The following is a 20,759-nucleotide window of genomic DNA, read 5'->3' as shown; positions in this document are numbered from 1 at the left end:
GCCTTTTCTCTCATGCACCCACTACTTGGAGTGCCCGGTGAGAAGCGCAAGCGGGTTATCAGTCTCGTCGTTGTAGAGCGCGTTGGCGCCGGAGATCGCGCGGTTGATCGGCGTGACCGGGTACGGCGCCATGGTTCCGCCGAAGCTCACCCACGCCTTCACGTCTGCCTCGGAGACCTCGCCGTTCTCGATGGCGTGCACCGTCGCGTTGTAGGCTCGACCGAAGTCGGTAATCTTGCGAAGACCCGACGGGCCGCGGTAGCCATAGTCAGTGGTGAGATAGGCCAGTTCGCGAACGCCCACGAGAAGACCGAGATTGAAGGAGACCACGCTCGAGCCGGACGCCTTGACGGCCTTCTCAAGCCAATCGTCATCATCCTCCCCGAGTGCGCTACCGATGGCGCTTCGCAAGAACCCTTCGATGACAGGCTGCATGACGAGCACCATCAGGAGAGTGCCCGCACGCTTGAACCCCTTCTCCGTCTTGAAGCTCACGGCGGCAAGGTTGAGCGCCGTGTTGAAGAACGTGTAGAAGACCGTGAAGAGTTTCGACCAAGCGCTCCCTCGCTCAATGGCCGACAAGTCCGCCAAGCTACCGGACCCCTGGGAGTTCTTAACCGCACGGTCCGCGATCAGGACCGCCATCTCCTCGCCGTTCCGCTCCGCCAAGGCCTTCTCATACGCGCCAAGCCAAGTGGGGAGGTCGACCGCCATCTGCATGACGGAGAGCGGCATGTACGCAAGACGCATCATTCTGTCCTTCAGCTCCCCCTGCCCGCCATTGAGCTTCGCCTGCACTTCGGTGAGTTCTCGGAACTGGGTGCGCATGCGGTTGCGCATCATGGTGGATTTCCCCGCCACAGCCTTGTACGCGCCGCCAGTAATGCCGAGGCGGATGAATTCACTCACGCCTCTTCCGGCCCACTTAGGCCCGAGGTAGGCAACGGACTGCGTGAAGCCCACGAGCTGGAGCGCTGCCGTACCGAAGTTCAAACCAACACCGGCAAGAGAGACACCGCGGCGCAACTCGTTCGGGATCATGTCCGAAGGCGAAGTCTGACCGTGGTTCCCGTTGCGGCAGTCCTTCACCCAGTCCTCGAGCGCCTTGAAGTAGCGGGCGCCGTAGTGCTGATGGACGGCCTGCGCGAACGCGCCTTCCTTCTTCAGAAGCTTGCGAGTGCTGTTGACGAACTCAGCCCACGCGATGTAATGGATCTGCTCATCAAGCCCTTCGAACATGGCGCGACTGGTCATGACGAGCGGCTTGTCGAAGTGTTTGGCTCGCGACTTCGACCACCCGTCGGCGACACCGCCTGCGCCCATGAGCGGCTTCAGGTCCTCCATGCCCTGGATCTCGCCCACATCCTTCCCGTGGAGACTGGACTCACGGTCGTACGAGATCGGGTAATATCCGCCCGTCAGGGTGCGAACGCCTTCGGGCGTAATCACGCGGACTGCCGTCGGCTCGACCCAATCCGGCTCGCGCCCCACGATGCGTCTGTACGTTTTGCCTGACGACTCCTTGATGTCGTCGAAAAGCGCCCAGACGGCCTCCGCCGCCTTGTAGTGCTCTTCCGTCAGGTACTCCGCGAAGAACGCCGCCATGAGCTGATCGGCTCTTGCCTGTGCTTCGGCGAGCTTCGCTTCGTAGGACGGATCACTCTTGTCCAAGCCCTCAAAGAACTTGTAGTCGGTGTGGTACGTCATCGTGGAAAGCGCTCGCTGACGATTGCCTTCATTGCCGTAGTTGAGGAGAAGAACGAACACCTCCTGCGTGGTGAACGCGTGGTTGAAGGTTTTGCTCGTCTTGGCCTTCAGGTCGGTCAGAGACTCCTTCAAAGGCCTGAGGATCTTGTCGAGCTTCATGGCGTACTTGGACTTGAGCTCTTCCTCCTTCGTAACGCACTTGTCGGCGGGATAGATGAAGAGCTTGGCGAGGAGTCCTTCCCATCCGCCTTCGAGCGTCGCCACAAGCCTGGCCGCTCTTGCATGCACGAGGCCGAAGCGTTCGACCATCTCTGCGAAGCGCTTCGACATGCCGAGCTGTTCGTGCCACTTCTTCGCGTCGCGGCCGTGCGCGACAGCGGTCTCCTGCACCACCTTGGCAGCGCGCTCTAGCGTGTCCTCGAGAAGCTCGTTGCCCATGACGGTGGAGATATGCTTCTCTCGACGAGCTTGAGCCTCCAGCAACTGGATCGCATCGATGAAGCTGTTCATGCCACCAACAGTCTCAAGCGCAGAGGTGTCGCGGTCCGCGATAGCCCGCGTCATGTTGCTCGTGATTTCGAGCCCATGTTCAAGCTCGTTCTCGAGCTCCTTCACCTTGTCATAGAAGGAGGCGTCCGGATCGTTGACGTGCACGTCCTTCGCGTCCACGAAACCCATGTTCACAAGCGCACGTTGGAGCACTTCGAGAACGCGCGTATCCATGGCGCGATGCGTTGCAACCTTGAACTTCTTGAAGCCGCGCACAGACTTCGAGATGCGCATAAGCGACTGTCGGGCATGTTTGGCCAACGCCGCCTGGTAGAGCTCCTGACGCTTGAACGCCACGGCCTCCGCCACGGCGCCCTTCGCCCACGCCTTGCGCGCGTTTCGGGCGGCACGGTTGGCCGCACGGGCGAACGAAGCGGGCTTGAGGCCGGCGATCTTCATATCCTGCACAACCGAATAGGCGAACGCATCGATGGCCTTGCTTTCGGTACGCGCCTGCCCGTTGAGCGCTTTCTCCATCGCGGCGAGCTCCGTGGAAACCACCTTGATCTTCGCATCGTTGAACGTCGCGGCGTCAGCCATGTCGCGCATGGTCGACTCGTCGGCGAGCTCAGGGGATTCCTCCACCAGGCGCTCGACCGTCAAGGCGTCGATGGCCGCTTCAGGGTCGAGATGGGCAAGAAGGTCATCTACCATTTCGTTCGAGTTGGGGTAACCGAACGCCTGCGCAATGTCCTCGAGTTTCTCGGGCTGACGGAAAGACTGGGGCGAAGCGATGCGGGCTTCATGGAGCTTCTTGATCTGACGCGGCGTATAGCCGACCTGTCTCAGGTCTTCGAAGGCGAGCTTCCATCGGATCTTCTCCCCGTCTTTCTCGTTGCCGTTCACCAGAGAGTTCCACGCGTGGTAGACGCGCGTCTTCTTGAACTCCTCCGAGACCTGCGCACGAATCTCTGCGATGCGCCCCTTGCGCTCCTTCTTCAACTCGCGTACGAGCTTGTTGCGCATGTTCTTGACAACCTTCTGCAGGCGGATGTTGCGAGCGGTGAGCTCGGCCTCGGCCTGCGCGCCGACTGCCTGCTGCGCCTCCTGATAGGCGATCCACTCCTCCGTCGAAAGACCGGACTCGTCCTGTGCCGTAAAGAGGGGCTGCGCCGCCTGTCGCACCATCGACTCCATCACGTCCTCCTTGGCGACGAACATGGCGTCGAACATCGCCTTCACGTCGTCATTGAGCGCGGACCCGGGGACGTTCTCCGCCACGGTGTAGATGTCCTGGAGCCAGCGGCCGTACTCTCGGAAGGCGAGCGTGAGCTTCTGGGACGGCGCTTCACCTTCGAGCATGTACGCCTCGAACGTGCGGGCGAACTTCTCATGCGCCGCGCGCTGATCCTCAGGCTTCATGGCCGCCCACGTCTGCACGTCCTTGACGCCAAGCCAGGCGAGGGTGTCGTTCACGGACTGCACATACGCCTTCATGTCGTCGGGCATGTCCTTGTTCTGCATGACGTCCGCCGCGATCTGCGTGCGCATGTCGAGGAAAAGATGCCCCGTCTCGTGGAGAAGCGTGGAGCGATCGGCGCCGTTCCAGCGGGCGACGATGCGAAGCGACGGAAAGTATTCGCCGTTGACACCGTTCTCTCCGTTGCCCATGACGAACTTGCCGCCGTACTTTTCCCACAGCGCCTTAGGAGACATATTCACCTGACGTGCGATGTTCGCCACCTGCGTCTGGATGAGCGCCTGCAGGTTGCGCGCCTCCTCCTTCGGCACCTTGAGCGCACGGATGCCGTTGCCGACGATACGCCCCACCTCGGAGAGCTCGTCTCGGAACGCTTTGCCCGCCGCCTGCGTCGCCTGCAGCTCGACGGCGCCCTTAACGTCCTTCACCTCCTCAATGGAGAGGGAGCCGCCGACCGACATGAGCTCGAGGACGGACTCGTCCTCCTGCACCATCGCCTTCACCTTGCCGATCGGCACCTTGATCGTCCCGCCCGTGGCGAGCGCCTCCGGCATCTGCTGCGCCACCTCAGGAACACTCGAGAACTTCTTGTCGAGCCCCCGCTGGTGGAAGGAGTTCGCATCGAACTCGATCGCCTCAACGCCCGCTCGTCGCGCCACTTCCTGCTCGTAAGCGGCGGCAGTCTCGGGATCGAGCTCGTCGACAGCCGACTGCGTTTCGCTCAGCTCCTTCATGGCCTCGGCGTTTCGGCGAGCACGCTCTTCTTCGCGGGCAATCGCGGCGCGCGCCTTCATACCCGTGGTGAGGACTTCGACCGGCGCGGTGAACTGTTCGCCCACCACTTCGGCCACGACATCAGCCCACGAGGAGATCTCGCCGTCGGAAAGATACTGCCCCAGCGCTTCGCCTGCGCCGCCCATCGCACCCTGCACAGGCATCTGCAGGGCCATGTTGGCGAACTCGCGCTTGTACGCCGTGTCGAGCATCTGACGCGTGGCGGACTTCGGCACCATGGAGACGCCTGCCAATCCGACCGATGCGGCATCGAAAAGCGCCGTCGCCGCGGCGTGCTTCTCTGCACGGTCAATGGCGTTCTTGAGCATGTCGCGTTTCGTCGGATCAAGGTAGGCCGACGCAATTGACTTCGGATCGGTGAGGTCGATGCCTGCATCCGCCAAGTTCTCGAGTACGCTCGCGTTTTTGTCCATGGAGTAGGAGAGCCCGAACGTGCCCGCCATCTGCGCGGGAATGCCACCCGCCCCTAGGATCGGCAGCGCGAGGAGCGAGGGCGCGTTCTGGGTCAGCGAACCCACGCCCAAATCGGCAAGGACCGTAAGCGGGTCTTTCGCCAGTGCGCTCATCACCCCCGAGAAGGAGTCCTGCGCCATCATCTCCTGCGTCGCCTGGGCGCTGGGGAAGAAAGAAGCGTAGCGTGTGAGACGCGCTGTGCGCTCGGACGCCTTCTCGATCTGCTCCGCGATGCGGGCCTTCATGCCCTCTTTCCCCGCCATGAAAGCGGCGAGCCCCACTTGACCCGTCTCGTCTTCTGCAGTGGCAAAACGGTACGCCACGTCCTTGCCCTGCGCGATCTCGTCTTCGATCTCTTGGATGCGGCGGAGCTCCTTGGAGTACGCCTCCGCATCTGAAGCCGAGCCGAAGAACGAGGTTGCATCGCCAGAGAAGCTGTTCCTGGTGAAGGCGTTGCGAACCGTCCCCCAGATCGAATCCTTCTCGCCCGTATCGGGCGCCATTGACCAGATCAGCTTCTCACGAACGCCCATAGACGACAGGTCATTCTTGACGAGATTGGCGAAGGCGGGCTCGGAGAGCTTCTCCATGAGGGTCGGGGCCTCGGTGTACATCGTCGCCCAATTGACCGCCCGCGCCTTCTCGGCCGCCTCTTCTGCTGGCGTAAGCGTCGGCGTCTCTTCAGGTGTCATGTCGAAGACACGCGCCTTGCGAAGCCGCACAGCCGCCTGCTCAGGCGTCTCAGGGTCCATGAGCGCCTGCTCGTAGTCGGTCTGAGCCTGCGCCGCACCATCCTGCGCAATCATGCGCTCAATGAAATCCATCAGTTACCTCCGTCGTCAAAACCGTACATATACGTCGTCTGGTGCCCGAGCCAAGATGGGCCCGTACTGCCTTCACCGACCTGACCGCCGGCGCGCGCCATGAGGTAGTAGCGCAGACGGGCGACCTGCGGCATCGGGCTGTTACCGTGCTTCGCCTTCCATGCAGTGTCGATCTTCTTCATCAAAGGCTCGTCGAAACTCACGCTCGGCGGGATCATCACGCGGAGCCGCTGATCCCCGAGCATGATCTTGGTGAGGACGTACTGCATCTCCTGCTTCGTCGGCTTGCGATCCTGGCCGATCTGTTTGAGCCAATGCTCAGCCGTCTGCTCGACGACCTTGTAGGCATCCGTCATGCCGTGGTTCGGCAAATCGTCCATTGTGAGCATGCTAGCCACCTTGTTCGTCGAGCCGAGCAGTTCGGAGACGGGCGTGATCTCGCGCATTGCGAGATTGATCCGCTGCCCCACTTCGATCTCGTTGAGCTTCTTGCCCATCTCTTGCCCTTGCAGGCTCAGGACTTCCTGCATCTGCGCCAAGTAGGCATTGGCAACGTCCGGCGACTCTTCCCTCAGCTTCACGTACTCGGGGTTTCGCTTAAGCGCACGTTCAATCGTCTCACTGCTAATGACGAACGGGTCCTGTACCACGCCCATCGCGGCAAGGCGCTTGCGTGCCGCCTCATCGTCGGCCGCGTAAGTCGAGCCCTGCTTGAGGCTGAAATACCTCGTCAGGATGCGCTGACGATCCTTTCCGTTGAGCTGGTTCAGGTAGAGCGTCAGCTCGTCCTCAGACATGGACACGAGGAAACGGTCATCGCTCAGCTTGCCAAGCGCGCGCGGATCAGAAGCGAACGTATCGCTCTGGTAATGCGCGGCTAGCTTCTGCACCCCGGCGGCCTCGTTCACGTCAAGCCGCGCCACCAGCTCCTGCGGGACCTGCGACAGATCGCCATGCGTCTTAAAAAGGACGTTCGAGATCTGCGCCTTGACGTTGTTCTGCTCCTGCACGTACGACTGCTTCTTCTGGTCGACCAGCGCAGCCGCCTTCGTCACGAGCTCGTCACAGTAGAGCGGATCCGCGGCGGCACGCGGGTCCGTCCGACGAAGGTCTTCTCGGATCTGGTCAGGCGTCGGCCAAGTCTTCGCCGCGGCCGCATACTGCGGCGAGAACGCGGAGACGCGGGAACCCGTCGCCTCGTCGACAATCTCCTTCTCACGTCGCATGTTCGCCACAGCGCTCTTGAGCGTCGACTGCGCCTTCTCGGGCAGATAGTCCGTCCACACGCCGCCCTTCTCCTGCGCCTGCTTCTCAGCCTCGCGCACGGTCTCCTTGGAGGTGATGTACCCCGCCATCGCCATGTGCTCGTCGGCGAACTCGGTGAGCATATCGTTGTAGCGGGCTACGCCCAGCATGTCGTTGTAGTTGCGATCGGTCTTGAACGCTTCAGGATCCCAGGGCTGATTGGCCGCCTTGGCCGCCTCCATGCCCTGCTCAACGGTGAGCTGAGACGCGCCGTGCTTCCACTCGGCGGGAGCCCCTTCCTTCGTGGTGACAGACTGGTGCCCGCCGTCGGACGTAATGGCTGTAAGTGCATCGTACCCCCTGGCAGTCTTCACGAAATCCTGCGTCACAACACCTCGCAGCACAGCTTCGCTAAGACCTCCTCGGAGCACCTCCCCGTTGCCGCCCAAGCCCGCGGCATATCGCTCGATCTTCAAACGATCCTCGTGCGCCTGCACGATCGGGTTGATGCGCTGACGAGCACGTGCGACGTCGGAGCCAAGCATCTCCTTCGAATGCGCACGAAGAAGCCCGAGCGCCTGATATGCCACGGCAGGGTTTCGATCGGAGCCTGCCAGGAGCGAGTCAATGCCGTTCATGTACATGGACGACATGTTCTTCTTGATGTAGAGCGCCTTGTTCTCGGCCGTCCAGCCCATGAACTCGGCGAGCTTATCCGCGGACTCATGGATCGCATGAGCGCTCTGCGCAAGCATGTCAGGCTTGCCGGCATACGCTGCGCCCGACTCCACGGCCTGCGCAATCGCGCCTTCGTGCGCCGCCTTCTTCTGGGCAACCGCCTGCTGATAGACGTGCTGAGAGACGCCGGAGTAGGACGCGGTGTAGATCGCCTGTGCCTTCTCGCCGAACATCTTCTGCTGACGCGCGGTGAGCCCGGAGGCGAGCTCCTGGCCGTAGTCCTGAAGCCCCGAGTCCATCCGCTCGACAAGGCCTTTTCCGTCGAGGTCCGGCTCAAGCGCGTTGGCGCCCAGTTGGCTCGCCCAGCCGCCTTCGCCCGACTCCATGTCGATCGCTTTGCGACGAAGCTCCGTGAGCGCCTCCGTCACGCGGGCGTCATCCTGTTCCGCGAGGAACTTCGAGTACCAGTCATCGAGCTTGGCGGACGCCTTCGCCAACGGCTTCTGCACGTCCATCTCGGGAACTTTCGGAATCTCGGTTGACATCGGTCGATAGCCGAGGAGGCTCGGCATGACCTGTGGCCCGCCGTAGTTGGGAACTTGTGCCATTAGGATGCTCCAAAGTATCGGTACCAACGGTCGGCCGCCGTAAAGCCTCCGTCAATGACGCTGGAAAAACCCTCGGACTGCTTTGCCGCCTTGGCGTAGCCGGCCATGCCAGAGTAGATGCCGCCCTGCGCGCTCGCCTGAAGGGCCTGCTGTTTGAAGCCCCAGGCGGCGGAGAGCGCGTTCATCTCGGCGGTCTTCTTGTCCATCTCCTTCATGATGTCGGTGGACGCAGTGACCTCTGCAGTCGAGCCTTCGCCCAACACCACGCCGCTCGACGCGAACGCCGTGCGCTGTTTGGCTTTGATCTGGCCCGCGCGGTAGGTAAGCTGTGCGACGGCGGCTTCGCCTTGACGCATCGCAGACTCGGCGGAGAGCTGCGCCATCTGACGGTTCTGCTCGGAGATCTCGGCCTGCTTGTTCATCACGTAGTCGAGCGTCTTGCCGCCCTTCCACGCGGAGTACATGCCGCCGATCGCCTGCCCGATGGCAAGACCGATAGATGCACCGCCCATCACCTGATTAAAACCGCCCGCCGACGAAGCTGTATCTGGAGCGGTCAATACGTTCTGCGTGCCAGCGGGCCCTTGGAACGTGAGTGGATCCGTTCCAAAGTTAACGCCGCCCAAAAGGTTGTCGAGGTCATATGTGACCCCTTGAAGTGTAAGCGCCATAAGAAAAAAGCCCTCATAGTTGAGGGCTAGGTTATCGGGTTGAAGGGACCTCATGCACCCATTACTTCGCGAGATCCCAACAGAGACTAACGATCGTGAGCGGCAGAGGATCTTTCTGACGAACGCAGATCTGCCCAGAGTCGTTCCACTGCGAGATTGTGGCGACGGAGATTTCCTTGTCCATCAATGCCGGCGGGGACCCGTACGGCTCATCGGTTCTCTGCTTGTACTCGACAAGATTGTCAAAGTCAGGGCCAACAAAGACACCGGAAGACTTGTGCACACGCAGGAACACATCGTTCACGTTCTTCATGTGCCCCATCCCGACCGAGCCATCCGCCAGCTGTACCGCCACCGGGAGCGTCTGCAGGTCGGCCGTGATCGGCAGGCCCACGATGACGTGACGCGCCGATTGGGTGAGCGTGACTTTCCCGTCCTCCACTACGCGCTGAGGGAGCACACAACCGTCGGCAAGGATGTTGACCGTCTCGCCTTCGAGCCAGGTGAGCCCCTTCACCTCAGTCGTCCGGTCTCCGATGTACTCCCCGCCGCAGTCCACGCACCATGCGTCTTCCAACGCCGAGAACTTACGCTCGTGCATGCGCTCGACGTAGCGGACAACCTCTCCCTTGACTGTTCGACGGATGATGAGATAAACGATGTCCTCATCCCCCTCAGGGACGACCGTCACAGACTCGACCGCGCCGTTCACCGTCGTGTGCTTGTGCCAGCCGCCAATCGCCTGTTCAGGCAAGTAGGTAAATCCCAGGAGGCTGCCGTCGGCCATCGCCGCCCACACGATCGGATCCGGCGACTTCGCCAACGCCATGTCGACGATCTGCGAGTCTTCGAAGAAGTGCGCGGATCGGATCGACAAATCGCCTGTAGTGAAACCCGACGACTGCCAGTTGTACCCGAGCTCACGCACGTGCCCGCCACGGGCGGCAGCGTAAACGACCGTGGAGTTGACCACCACAGGCATGACGTTCGACGCGCCTATCTGCGCCTGCACTTCCGATCGAATCGCATCAGGCGCCATCGGGGCGGAGCCGCCCGAGTAGACTCGATACTCCGTCGTATTCGTCATCGCAAGCATCTGCTGGAGCGGCGTCAGATGCAGGATGCGCGACGCCTCCTGCGCCGCGATGGCGAAACGCAAGCGGTTGTCGTCCTGCGAGGGGAGCGTGTGACTCATGTCTGACTCGGTACCGGAGCGCGTCATCCACACCATCTGAGGACGCGTCGGCGTTCCCGCGAAGCATCGGCGCTGTTCGTAGTAGCAGACCGCGCCGGGGTAGTCGCCCGCCTTACCTACGTTGGCGGTGAGCGAAGCGCCACTGCCCACCGTAGAAACAACCGTCAACTTCGGAGACGTGTAGCTTTGCCCGCCGGACCGCACGGCTACCTTCTCGATACGCCCGTCCTTCACAACCGGCACGAGCTCCGCGCCCCAACCTGTCGAGTCCTTGACGTCGATACGAAGAGACGACTGCTCGACATCGAGGGCAACCGTAGCACGTCGGCCGAAATAGTCAGTCCACGAGCCAACCCATGTATGGTCCGTCCACGTAATTTCAACACGCGGGAGAGAGTAACCTTGGCCTACGTTTGTGACCTTGATGCCGGTGACGGTGGTCGTGACCATGTCGTCGTAGGAAGGGCCGTTGTCACCGCTGCCGTCAATTTGCTCTTTCCAAACACGGCGAGAGGTGACCAGCTCCACAGTTGCCCCTGTGCCCTCACCGTTCTCGTCGTATACTCGTACGGAAAAAGGACTCTTTTCGCTACCGGAGTCCGCCACGCGGCGGGTGCCGGCGATCTCCCCTTTGCTCGGCGATGAGAGAATGCGCCAATTGTCCGCAGTGATGCCTCTGCGGTCGTAGACATAACCGCTACCGCCGTTGTTGACCGTGACAGACGTAATGCCCTTGCTCATAAAGAAAGGGTCGTCGTAGATAGGCGGCGTGATGCCCTCGTCAGGCGAGTAGTTGTCGTCGATGAACGACGTTTCGGTCGTCTCGCCGATAAAGCAGTACAAGCCCTTGAAATTCTTGTAGACGCGATATCGCTCCGCGTCTGCCACAGTGCCCCACGTGATCGTACAGGTGGCGTTGTTGAGGTACAGGTTCCCCTTCGTCTCGCCAACGGGACTTGCAGGGCTCTCCTGCTCGCTTCCCGTCTCAGTCTCCTTTACTGCCGTCACACGGTACTTCAACGTGTAGCGTGTCTTCTCACCTTCCGTGATCGTCTGACCGCTACTCGCCACCACTTTGTACTCAACACTTGGCGCTCCTGGGGCGGGTAGCGGTGCGCCGAACTGAACGTCGACGAGACGCCAGTCGGTCGCACCATAGCGGCGCAACTCCTTCGGCGGGTAGTTCGGATGCACGAGCGTCATGATGTCCATCGACTGGACATAGTGGATGTCAAACACGTCGTCCGAGCTGTACGGCGTCTCGATCTCGTAGGGCTGCCCGTCTTCGCCCAGGAGGGTTTTGCCCGACGTGTGAAAGCGCGCGTACTTGTCGCCAAGCTCGATGGCAAGCGTCTGATCGGACGAGAACGTGAACGGGATGAGGCGACACTTCTTCGTCGGATACTTCGTCGTGTTCACGTACGCCGTACCCGGTCGAACCGTCGCGGGGCCCTGCGGAAGCACGAGGAAGTTGCGGCACTTCGCCAAACCCTGCTGGTACTTCTGATCGTCAAATCGCCCGTACATGGCGGGGGAGAGCTCGCCCGCCGAAAAAGACATTTGTACTTTACGAATACCCATGCCTACCTCCTTACGATCCACGAGGGTGTGAAGCAGACCTGCTTGCGCTGCTGATTCGCGTCACGCGTCTTCGCCGTCGAGAGCGCCACTTGGAACTGTTTCGAAAGCAAGCTCGATAGTTTCTGCCCCTCTTCGCCCTTGACACGAGAGCCCGCAATCTCCATCGCGAGGTAGTACGCGAACGCCGTCACAAAGGTTGGCGAGAAGTAGCCCTCCGAGACCTCCGACGTCACGTAGGTCGCCACGGGGTTTTCCGCGTTCGTGTAGAGCTTCCCGCCCATCACTTCGAAGTTCGCGTCGTTGGGCTCCATGAACCACACCGGGTTATCCGTCCACCAGCTCGGCATCTCCTGCTTCGAGTGCGGGCGGACGCGGATGACGCGCATGCAGTCGGACGGCACCTCGTAGACGCCTCTCCACCCCGCCGTCTCCTCCGAGCTCAACTTGGCGAGGAGCTGGCGCTTCGTCGCGAACGACCAGTCGTGCATCTCGAGCATCGCCGACTTCGCGATCGGGTAGTAGATCGCGCACATCTTCGCCTGGGCCGGGCTTTCAGGCGGGTCAATCGATGCAATGCTCCCGGTGTCACCCAGGAAAGACAACGCCAAATTACAAATCTCTACAGCACTTGCCATGAGAACCTCCTACAAAAAGAGGCGCCGAAGCGCCCCTTTGTCATCACCTCTTCACGGAGGATCAAGCCGTCTTGATGGACGGGGCCTGTTCAAAGCCCGCGTTGTCCTGGAAGCCCGACGTGATGAAGCCGTGAACCGTACCCCCCGAAACAGCGCCGGCAAAGTTCGCCTGCATGTAGCGCTTGTGATGGTACGGGATCGGGATCACGATCTGGGTGCCCGCCTTCGGGGCGGCAAGCGTCACCGCCGTGGACACGTCGGCAAAGCCGCTCGTCTCCGTGTCGGAGTCCTGCAGCGAGATCGTGAGGTTGCCCGTCACGTCGGCCTTCACCGTGAAAACGGCCACGAGGTCGCCGTAGGCATAGCCCGTGGTCGGCTTGGGCTGACCGAAGTCAAGACGGAAGTCGGAGGCGGCCGCGGCGGAAAGCTTCTGGCCCTCGTCCTTCGTGAACATCATCAGATAGTCAACAATCATTGTCTTCTCCTTACTTGACCTGAGCTTCCTTGAACTCAAGCACGTCGACGCGACGGAACGGAATGCCGTCAAAGCTCAGCACGCGGCGGCCGCCGACATCGGCCAGATTCAGCTGGACGTTGCGGGAGTTGGCCTGCTGCAGACGCAGATACGTTTCGATCGTGCGGTTCGTGTAGAAGGCAAAGCGGGCGCCAGAGAGACTCGGCACCTTCGCCACGGCCTTCACGAGAAGCTCGTAGAGGTTGTGGCCCGTGGCGCTGTTCTCATCCGGCGGAACGGACTTGAGAAGGCTTTCCTTGATGTTCGCAATACGTACGACATAGCGCCAGTCGCGAACAGAGAGACCAACGTCCCAACCGAAGTGCGTCTTGAGGACGCGGTACTCGCCGCCATCCGGATCAAGCGCGGCTTCTTCGCCGATGTCTTCCTTGGAGAGACCCGCCTTGGAGTTTTCGGGGTAAAGGCCGTGGACCGTGTTCGGGCCCCAACCGACGAGCCAGATGGAGGTGAGGTCGGCGCCCGTACCGCCGGCGTCGATGACGTTGACGGCGCACGGAGCCTTCTTCGGATCCTTCGTGTTGAAACGCGGGGCAAGGCCCATGATCTGCTCGGGATCCTTGGAGGAGTCGCCGTAGATCAGAGCACGCTGAAGCGTCTGGGACATGGCTTCGATGAACGGGCGTTCTTCGGAAGCGCGCCAAGATTCCTTCATGCCGTTGATTTCGGCGAGCTTCTTGTCAACCGTGGCAAAGGCTTCAAGCATGCCGCAGGTGTCCGTGATCTGGGCGACCGTGGACTTGGACTGCTTCACACCGTAGTTGAGCTTGCGCCACGTGACGGTCGGAAGACCCGTACGAACAGTCGTGCGGTGAGAGAACTTGTTGTTCGCCTCCACCCACGTGATGTCGTCCATCATCTCATTGGTTTCGTTGAGTACTTCAACGATGTCAGCGAGCTCGCCATTCGGATCCAGACGATCCATCATGTCGGCGAGCGTCGGATTGCGATTCGGCTTAGTAGTCGTAGCCATTCCTTATCTCCTTAGACATCAACCACCATGTTGGACTTCGGGTAGCGGCGTCGAGCGCCCGCCGGAGCGGAAGCGCTTCCCGTCACACCGTGATCCTGCTGCATGGCCTTGCCGATGCGATAAAACACACGGACCACCTCGGGGTGCGCCCCAAGGCCGGATCCTCTCAAAAGCGCCGTAAATTCAGGAGTCGCAAACTGCTTGAGGGCTTGGTTCGCGACACCGACATTAGCCTTGAAATTGGCGCCGCCGATTTCAGGGTCCTTCTCAGAAAGCGAAGCCCACTCTTGCGACTTCGCCTTCAAGTCGTCCACCAGATACTGACGCGCCGTGGGGACCATGGCGGCAAGCATCTTCTGGGCATTCTCCTGCGAGAGCCCGAGCTCCTTCGCCGTAGCGGCAAAGCCCTGCACTTGCTCTTCGGAGAATTGCTGGCCGTCAATGTCGAACGGCTCGTAGGCCTCAGGGGCCGTCGGAGCGGCTCCCGGCTCACCTTTGCCCTCATCCTTTCCGCCGTCCAGCAGGGACTGCATCCCTTCCTGCGGTTCTGTAGCGCCCGTTGCCGGATCGGTAGCCGCCGGAGCCGGATCGGTAGGGTTTCCCTCGCCACCTGCGGGCGTTGCGGGATTGGCCGGCTCAGTCGTATCGACAGGGTCAACGGTGGTTCCGTCTTCAGCCATTCTTGTTCTCCTTCATCATCTTGGAATACTGGTCGGGGCAAACCCGATCAATCTGCGCCATCAGGCGGTAGCCGATGTCCTTTCGGCCTTCGGCATGCGCCATCGCGATCGGCATGTAGGACGCCCGCATCGGCGCCTCCTCGAAAGTCGTTCGGAAGACGCCCGACTTCGTGAGAAGCCAGTGCATCAGCCTGCGGCCCCGCACATCCCGCATGAGCCACTTGAAGTCGGACTCAAAATCGTCCGAGGATTCGTAGGGCAGTTTCTGTTCAGTCATAAAACGCCCGCCACTTTTAGCGAAACCAGTGAAGAGATAACGCCGACAAGAATCGGAACCGCAACGCTCTTGAAGGCGTCCCACCACCAAGTTTTGCGTTCCTTCTCTATTCGGCGACGTTCGTCCTCCCGAATCATCTGTCTGTCGTGTTCTTCAACCATTGTTCTTATCTCTTCTAACCGCTTCTCAAACGAGGTATACTTGTCCATAGATCTTCATAGGTCCTCATCGCTAGACGTTGAGAGTCTTAGAAAGCCGTTCGGATTCCGCCCCGAGCGGCTTTCGCTTTATGTGTTGAAGCTACTTTGACACGCTGTTTTGCTCTCATGCACCCATTGGATCAATAGCCCGCGAACTGCCCCATGATCTGCTCGGGGGAGGCCGACTGAAGGTCTCCCTGAAGCGGGGACATCGGTGACGCGGGGACCGCGGCTTGAGCCGCTCCAAGATCCTTCGCGACAGAGGCCATCTCCTTGGCCTGCTCCATCTGCATCATCTTCGCCTGCTGCTCGGCTCTCTGCTGGCGGATGAGCGCCACCTGCTTGCCAGGCACGATCAACTGGGGGTCAAGCCCCAGCACGTCGGAGTAGTAATCCGCCCAGTAGTCCGCATCGAACTTGTCGGCGAGATCGGGCTTGATTGCCACGAGCCTGCCGAGGTTCTGCGTGAAGCGGTCAACCGCGTTGGTTGCCACGGCCCTCTGGGCCTGCGCAAGGATCGAGACAAACTCGACGTTCAAGTCGATGCCTTGAAGCTCCTGCGGCACGGGCGGGAGCATGCCGACCTGCACCATGCGGTCGAACGTCATGGCGATCAGTCGGTCGTTCATCTCCGCGTTGAGGCGCTCGAGGACGGGGCCAAGCATCAGCATCTTCTCTTCGTGGCGCTCGGCAATCTCCGTCGCCGTCGCACGGGCCGTCGTAGGCATGCCCGTAATCATCAGGAAGATGTCCTTGTAGAACGCTTCATCAATGCGCCGTCGCACGTCCTGAATGTCCATCAGAAGCGCGTCGAGACGCAGGTTGACTTCGTAGGCAGACCGCACCCCCTGCACCTGCGCTACGTTGTCCGCCCAAACGATCCCGCCCGGAACCAGGTTCGCTTCCTGATTGCGCATGTCGGCCGACATGATGACCGCGGGATCGGCCTGCTGAGCAATGGCCTTGGACTTGTGAAGCTGCTGCTGTTGAAGCTGGCGAAGGTCGCCGAGCGCTTCCATGCCCGGCCCCGTCCCGTAGATGTCGCCGCCCGTCACATTCCAACGAGCTGCGAGAACAGGAAATTGTCGGAAGCCCGACTCGCGAAGGATCGAATCGCCTTTCCCGTTCTTCTCAAAGTAAACGGAACGATAGGGCATGTTCTTCGCGTCACGCTTCTGCGGATCGCGAAAATTGCGGGGCTCAATGGCGTTGACCACCTCGATCCATTCATCGTAGTTCCCGCGGTCATAGAGCCGCCTGACGTTGGGCGACACCTTGTCGTAGCCGAACTCCCCGACGAGCGCGGAGACCGTCATGCGAAACTCTCGGTAGCACGTGTTGACGTCGCCTCGAGCATCGGTCGCCAGAGCGAACTCGCCGATGGTGAGCGGCATGCAATGGATGATGGAGTCGTAGTCGTCGAGCACGATCACAGACGTCGTGCCGAAAGCACCGAGCTCCTCGTACGCCATCTGCAAGGCGCGGTAGACATTCGACTGGTTGAAGACCATCTGCATGAGGGTCGTCACCTGCGTCATCCACTTCTTGACTTCGTAGTTCTCGTCCAACTGCGGGTTCTTCGTCGTGAGACGGAACCACGGACGAGCCGGGCTCGTCATGCCCGCCATCATGCCGCCCGACAAGGTGCGAAGCGCTCGCGTGCCTGAGTTGTCCAGGATGGCGCGGTGGCGCTTGTCCCCCTTGTTGTTGTCGGAGACGAGGAAGCGCCCCGCGCGAGGCAGAAGTACTTCCGAGATTTCCTGCCAGTGCGGCATCCAAGAGGAGCGCTCAGACTTCAGCGCCTCCCAGCGCTTGCCGCACTGTTTGCGAAGACTGTCCGCCATGATTAGCCTCCCAGAAGAGAGGAGCCGCCGCCAAGCAGAAGATCATTCTTGCCGACGCCGCCCGGACCCGTAATCATCGTGGCACTTCCGCCGCCTTGATTCTGGCCCATGATGCCGCTAATGTCGACCTCGTTCTGGTTGGCCTTGTTGAACTCCATCTCCTGCTGCTTCTTCGCCTCGGCGGCCGCCTTGGCCTGCTGATCGGCGGCGCGGCGCTGCGCCTTGTCCTGCTTGTTGGCGCTGTACATGGAGGCGCCGATGGACGCCGCGGTTACGCCAACGGCAACTGCTACTCCTGACATAAGAGATTCTCCTTTCGAGTTAAGAGCCGATCGGGCTCATCAGTAAATTCGTTTTCTGCCTCCTCCACAGTCTTCGCATCCGTCGCGAAGCACATGGTGAAGGACGAGTTTTCGAGGGCATAGACAGCGGCTCTTCGCCCCGCCATGCCGTCGAGGATATGGACGCCGCGAAGCTCCTTCGTGACGCCCCCATCCGTGATTCTGAAGTGCCCGCAGCAGATCAACTGCGTCGGTACCTTGACTGTGAGCCCCACGACCGCCGCGCCTTTCGGGACGTAGACCGTGCGGGAATACATACCCGCATGAAGGTGGTGCTCCGTCTCGATGTGGATCGGCGGGAACTCCGCCTCAAGCGCCTGCCCGAGGGCTTCCACAGCCGCGGCTCGTGTCGCAAGATCATTCATCGCACTTGCACCAGTAGCAGTTGTGCGTGTGCGTCATGCCGAGACGATCGCACAGCTTGTCGAACGCCGACCCCGGCGGCGCCATGAAGGTGAAGCCTGGAGCGCCTTCCTTCGCGGCAACCGCCTTGGCGCACCCGAGAAGATCAAGCCCCGTACGCCCACGGCGCCATGCCTTGCGGAGGTAGAAGGCATCAACGCCGACGAGAGGAAACGGGTAGTGCTGGGACTGCGTGACGAGAAGCGCGGCCGCGCCAACAAGGCGCCCGTCGTCAAGCACGGCCACGCAGCGGAGCTGACCGCCCTTGTCGAGCGCGGCATAGCGGGACACCTGCGCCTCGGCCGCACCAATGGCAGGGTTGGCCGTCTCGTTGATGTACTCCGTCACCCAGTCCGCCCAGCCGTCCAGATCGTAAAGTTCACCGAACGACAGCTCCTGATACGTAATCATTGCCCCCTCCACTGCTTGAACCAGCGGCGGCTGTTCCGAATCTCCTGACGCTTCGCAGAACCACAGCGCAGATAGTCGTAAAGGTCTATGACGCGCGCGGCAACCCATGTGGCGAGTAAAACGCCCACAAGTGCCAACAGAACCTGCACGTGCGCAGGTAGGTCAGAAAAAGCCATCATTGCTATGCTCAACACCAATTCGTCAGGTAAAATCAACCCTAAGACATTCATAAGCCCGTTCCTTATGAGAATCCTAGAAAGCCGTCAGAATCTTCACCTTCTGGCGGCTTTCGTTTTTCTAGGGTCAATCAAACCACGCGAGCTTAGTCTCATGCACCCATTACTTCAGACAGGCGAAGGGGTCGTAGTCCCGCCTCCCCGATCTGCGGTTGCGGTACTCGAGCTCCGCGAACGGGATGTACTCCTCGATCCTGTATGCGAAGGTAAGCGCAAGCGCGTCTGCGCTGTCTGGAGACGGCATGCCGCGCTTCTTCATGTCCTTCTTCGACTCGAGCTTGATCTGCCCGCCAGGCAGGATGTCGTACTCGGGCGCCGTCAAGTCGTCGATCAGGCCCTGATCGTTCGGGATCGTCCCGCCGTCCATCAGCCAGAGCTTCATCCTCCCCCACATCTCTTCACGGAGACGGGCGTACGTCTTCGGATCGTCCGCACCCGCACCGAACTGGATGCCGCGCACGGGGTACCCGTCGTCGCGAAGCTGGTCCTTCGGACCGCCGCCAACACCGCCCTCGTCCACGTTGATGTAGATGCGGTCTCTCGGGAACCCGAGCGCCCTCACTTCGTCGAAGTGCTGCTTCACCTTGGCCACGAGTTGCGTTGTGGAGAGCCCCTTGAAGCGCTTGATCGGGAGCCAACCCCTGCCGATGCGCGTGTAGATCACGCTGTCGTCATCACCGAAGCGCGCCACGTCCACGCCGATGATCGCGCACGTCGCCCCGTTGTGCGGCATGTCTCGCATCGCCGCCTCCATCACAAGGCCCGACGGGATGAACTGCTTGTCGGACTGACTCGGGAACTCACCCTTCACACGCACCTTGAAGAAGTCCGAGTCCTCGCCATACTCCTTGCGCCACTCCTCCATCTGCTCCTTGTTCGTGATGAACACACTTCGGCTGTCAATCTGACGAGTGCTCCAGACGTTCTTGCGCTTCCCGAAGCATTCGCGGAAACGCCCTGTGTTTCTCGTCGGATTGCCGAACACGAACATCATCGGCTCACCGTCGGTCAGACCGCCTTCCGCCACTTCCCAAATCACGTCGGGGACGGCTGAGGCCTCATCCATTACATAAAAGGACGTAGAGGACGCAGAATGCTGGCCCGCAAACGATTCGGAGTTTTCTTCCTTACACGTCTGCGCGTCGACGCGCCACGACTCAGGAGCTTCCTTCGCTTCGATGGACTCCGCCTTGATCTCGAACATGTCGGCGACAATGGATCGGCGCAGCCATTTCGAGATTTCCGCGAAGGTCTTCGTCTTCAACTGCGCCGCAGTGTTCGCCGTCACTACGCCCTTACAGTTCGGACGAGTGGCGAGGATCCAGATCACGAGGCAGGCTGTCAAAAATGATTTCGTTTTATCCCCTGTCGCCAGAGGCACTGACTATCTCTTACCCGCATTGCGGGGAGTCCCGTTTCGAGCTGAGGTTAATTCAGCCCTACTTCCCTTCCGAGGAATAGTCGATACAGGTTCCCGATCGTTCGGGCTTCCCACGGGATTACCTCAGAGAGGCTTCCCCGTTAGCACCTTTCGGTACCCCGCAGAACCACTGCGGAAAAGGACTCAGACGGCTCATCACATATCCGAACCGATGCCGTGGCCTGACGCAACGGCAAGACGTATGGGCTTGACGGCATGGATCCCGTCGAAACCGTTTGCGCGCACCTGCTGCCCGATCTCGTCCAAGACCTCACACGCCCACTTGTCCGGCCCGAACTTGCTCCCCGGGTACTTCGAAGCCCAAGGCTCGGGAAGCGGTACGATCGACAGCTCGGGCGACTCGCCCCACGGGAACGCCCAAAGCACGAAGCGCAGAGGGTCGTCGTACCCTCGCGCCAGCTCTTCGGCAATGTCGTCTGACAGTTCATTCATAGAAAATTGTCCTCATGGAAAAAGACCCCCGACTTCGGAAAGGAAGCCGAGGGCCGGTTGGTTAGGGAATGTCTTCGAAGTCGTCTTGAGCGGGCTGGTCTAGGTCGACGGCACTCTTCAGTCGAATGCCAACTGCCAGGGTTTTGCCGTGACTCTTGCGAAATCGAAACGACGCCCCCCTCCTGGTAAGGAGTTTCTTCAGCCGCTCGGTCAACGTCCTAGGCCGCGCATCGGACGTCGGCTCGTTCATGCTCTCAAGCCATTGGCAATAGCTCTCGAACAACTCTTTCGTCGACGGATCGTTCTCCTTTTCCGGGCGCCCGATCTCGCACCGCTCATCGAACCACTGGGTGACAAGATCGTGCGAGTCGACATAGGCGTTCGACGCGTCCTGCACCGACTTCGGCACGGCCAGGCCCTCCTTCAGCTCGCCCTCTCGTCCCTCTAGAAGCCAATTGAAAATGCCCGAGCGCTCCGCCTTAAGCACCCGCGACAGCCCCTTGATGCGCATGGCGCGGTACTTGGGATCGTTCTCGAAGTCGTGCGGGAAGTCGATCAGACGAATGCGGCGGCGCAGAGAGCGTCAGAAATTTTGTGTCCATGGGATAATCGGAGCCCGCCAATCGGGT

The 20,759-nt window shown here is 60.7% G+C and carries 18 protein-coding genes; all 18 read right to left on the bottom strand.

All coding sequences use genetic code 11. The features are described 5' to 3' along the window. Positions 1-21: 21 nt before the first annotated feature. The gene (locus HMPREF9465_RS06530) at positions 22-5,748 is read right to left on the bottom strand and encodes a hypothetical protein (RefSeq protein ID WP_005435273.1); all 5,727 of its coding nucleotides are present in this window, start codon (positions 5,746-5,748) and stop codon (positions 22-24) included. After that, the gene (locus HMPREF9465_RS06525) at positions 5,748-8,279 is read right to left on the bottom strand and encodes a hypothetical protein (protein WP_005435272.1); all 2,532 of its coding nucleotides are present in this window, start codon (positions 8,277-8,279) and stop codon (positions 5,748-5,750) included. Before HMPREF9465_RS06525 ends, HMPREF9465_RS06530 begins: the two co-directional genes overlap by 1 nt. Beyond that, positions 8,279-8,839: a hypothetical protein gene (locus tag HMPREF9465_RS12365; RefSeq protein ID WP_147645261.1), complete on the bottom strand. Its 561-nt coding sequence runs from the start codon at positions 8,837-8,839 to the stop codon at positions 8,279-8,281. The genes HMPREF9465_RS06525 and HMPREF9465_RS12365 overlap by 1 nt, the downstream gene beginning before the upstream one ends. A gap of 172 nt (positions 8,840-9,011) precedes the next feature. Continuing rightward, the gene (locus HMPREF9465_RS06515) at positions 9,012-11,726 is read right to left on the bottom strand and encodes a hypothetical protein (RefSeq protein ID WP_005435270.1); all 2,715 of its coding nucleotides are present in this window, start codon (positions 11,724-11,726) and stop codon (positions 9,012-9,014) included. 2 nt (positions 11,727-11,728) lie between these two features. Further along, entirely contained in the window at positions 11,729-12,259 is a 531-nt protein-coding gene (locus tag HMPREF9465_RS12360) for a hypothetical protein (protein ID WP_147645260.1), read from the bottom strand. A gap of 163 nt (positions 12,260-12,422) precedes the next feature. Beyond that, positions 12,423-12,836 carry a Bbp16 family capsid cement protein gene (locus tag HMPREF9465_RS06505; protein WP_005435267.1) on the bottom strand — a complete coding sequence of 138 codons (414 nt, stop codon included), beginning with the start codon at positions 12,834-12,836 and terminating at the stop codon, positions 12,423-12,425. A gap of 10 nt (positions 12,837-12,846) precedes the next feature. Continuing rightward, positions 12,847-13,866 carry a major capsid protein gene (locus HMPREF9465_RS06500; RefSeq protein WP_005435266.1) on the bottom strand — a complete coding sequence of 340 codons (1,020 nt, stop codon included), beginning with the start codon at positions 13,864-13,866 and terminating at the stop codon, positions 12,847-12,849. 11 nt (positions 13,867-13,877) lie between these two features. Continuing rightward, the gene (locus tag HMPREF9465_RS12355) at positions 13,878-14,546 is read right to left on the bottom strand and encodes a hypothetical protein (protein ID WP_005435264.1); all 669 of its coding nucleotides are present in this window, start codon (positions 14,544-14,546) and stop codon (positions 13,878-13,880) included. Then, positions 14,539-14,823, bottom strand: coding sequence for a hypothetical protein (locus HMPREF9465_RS06490; protein WP_005435263.1), 285 nt, complete (start codon positions 14,821-14,823; stop codon positions 14,539-14,541). The genes HMPREF9465_RS12355 and HMPREF9465_RS06490 overlap by 8 nt, the downstream gene beginning before the upstream one ends. Continuing rightward, positions 14,820-15,032, bottom strand: a complete 213-nt coding sequence (locus HMPREF9465_RS06485) for a hypothetical protein (RefSeq protein WP_038006899.1) — start codon at positions 15,030-15,032, stop codon at positions 14,820-14,822. The genes HMPREF9465_RS06490 and HMPREF9465_RS06485 overlap by 4 nt, the downstream gene beginning before the upstream one ends. A 131-nt stretch (positions 15,033-15,163) precedes the next feature. After that, the gene (locus tag HMPREF9465_RS06480; protein ID WP_005435262.1) at positions 15,164-16,867 is read right to left on the bottom strand and encodes a portal protein; all 1,704 of its coding nucleotides are present in this window, start codon (positions 16,865-16,867) and stop codon (positions 15,164-15,166) included. Positions 16,868-16,869: 2 nt separating this feature from the next. Continuing rightward, a complete protein-coding gene (locus HMPREF9465_RS06475) occupies positions 16,870-17,169 on the bottom strand; it encodes a hypothetical protein (RefSeq protein WP_005435261.1) in 300 nt (99 codons plus the stop codon). Then, positions 17,157-17,573: a hypothetical protein gene (locus HMPREF9465_RS06470; RefSeq protein WP_005435259.1), complete on the bottom strand. Its 417-nt coding sequence runs from the start codon at positions 17,571-17,573 to the stop codon at positions 17,157-17,159. Before HMPREF9465_RS06470 ends, HMPREF9465_RS06475 begins: the two co-directional genes overlap by 13 nt. Beyond that, positions 17,566-18,021, bottom strand: a complete 456-nt coding sequence (locus HMPREF9465_RS06465; RefSeq protein ID WP_005435258.1) for a hypothetical protein — start codon at positions 18,019-18,021, stop codon at positions 17,566-17,568. The genes HMPREF9465_RS06470 and HMPREF9465_RS06465 overlap by 8 nt, the downstream gene beginning before the upstream one ends. Continuing rightward, positions 18,018-18,251, bottom strand: coding sequence for a hypothetical protein (locus tag HMPREF9465_RS06460; protein ID WP_005435257.1), 234 nt, complete (start codon positions 18,249-18,251; stop codon positions 18,018-18,020). Before HMPREF9465_RS06460 ends, HMPREF9465_RS06465 begins: the two co-directional genes overlap by 4 nt. Before the next feature lie 109 nt (positions 18,252-18,360). Further along, positions 18,361-19,602 (bottom strand): hypothetical protein, encoded by a 1,242-nt coding sequence (locus HMPREF9465_RS06455; RefSeq protein ID WP_051009033.1) that lies wholly within the window; start codon positions 19,600-19,602, stop codon positions 18,361-18,363. Between the two features lie 231 nt (positions 19,603-19,833). Next, positions 19,834-20,130, bottom strand: a complete 297-nt coding sequence (locus HMPREF9465_RS06450) for a hypothetical protein (protein WP_005435254.1) — start codon at positions 20,128-20,130, stop codon at positions 19,834-19,836. Between the two features lie 61 nt (positions 20,131-20,191). Then, on the bottom strand, positions 20,192-20,641 hold the full coding sequence (locus HMPREF9465_RS06445; protein ID WP_005435252.1) for a hypothetical protein: 450 nt from the start codon (positions 20,639-20,641) through the stop codon (positions 20,192-20,194). Between the last annotated feature and the right edge of the window lie 118 nt (positions 20,642-20,759).

It is taken from the genome of Sutterella wadsworthensis 2_1_59BFAA (assembly GCF_000297775.1).
GTDB lineage: Bacteria > Pseudomonadota > Gammaproteobacteria > Burkholderiales > Burkholderiaceae_F > Sutterella > Sutterella wadsworthensis_A.
Note: the sequence above shows the minus strand (reverse complement) of the source record. Positions and strands in the feature narration are given on the sequence as shown.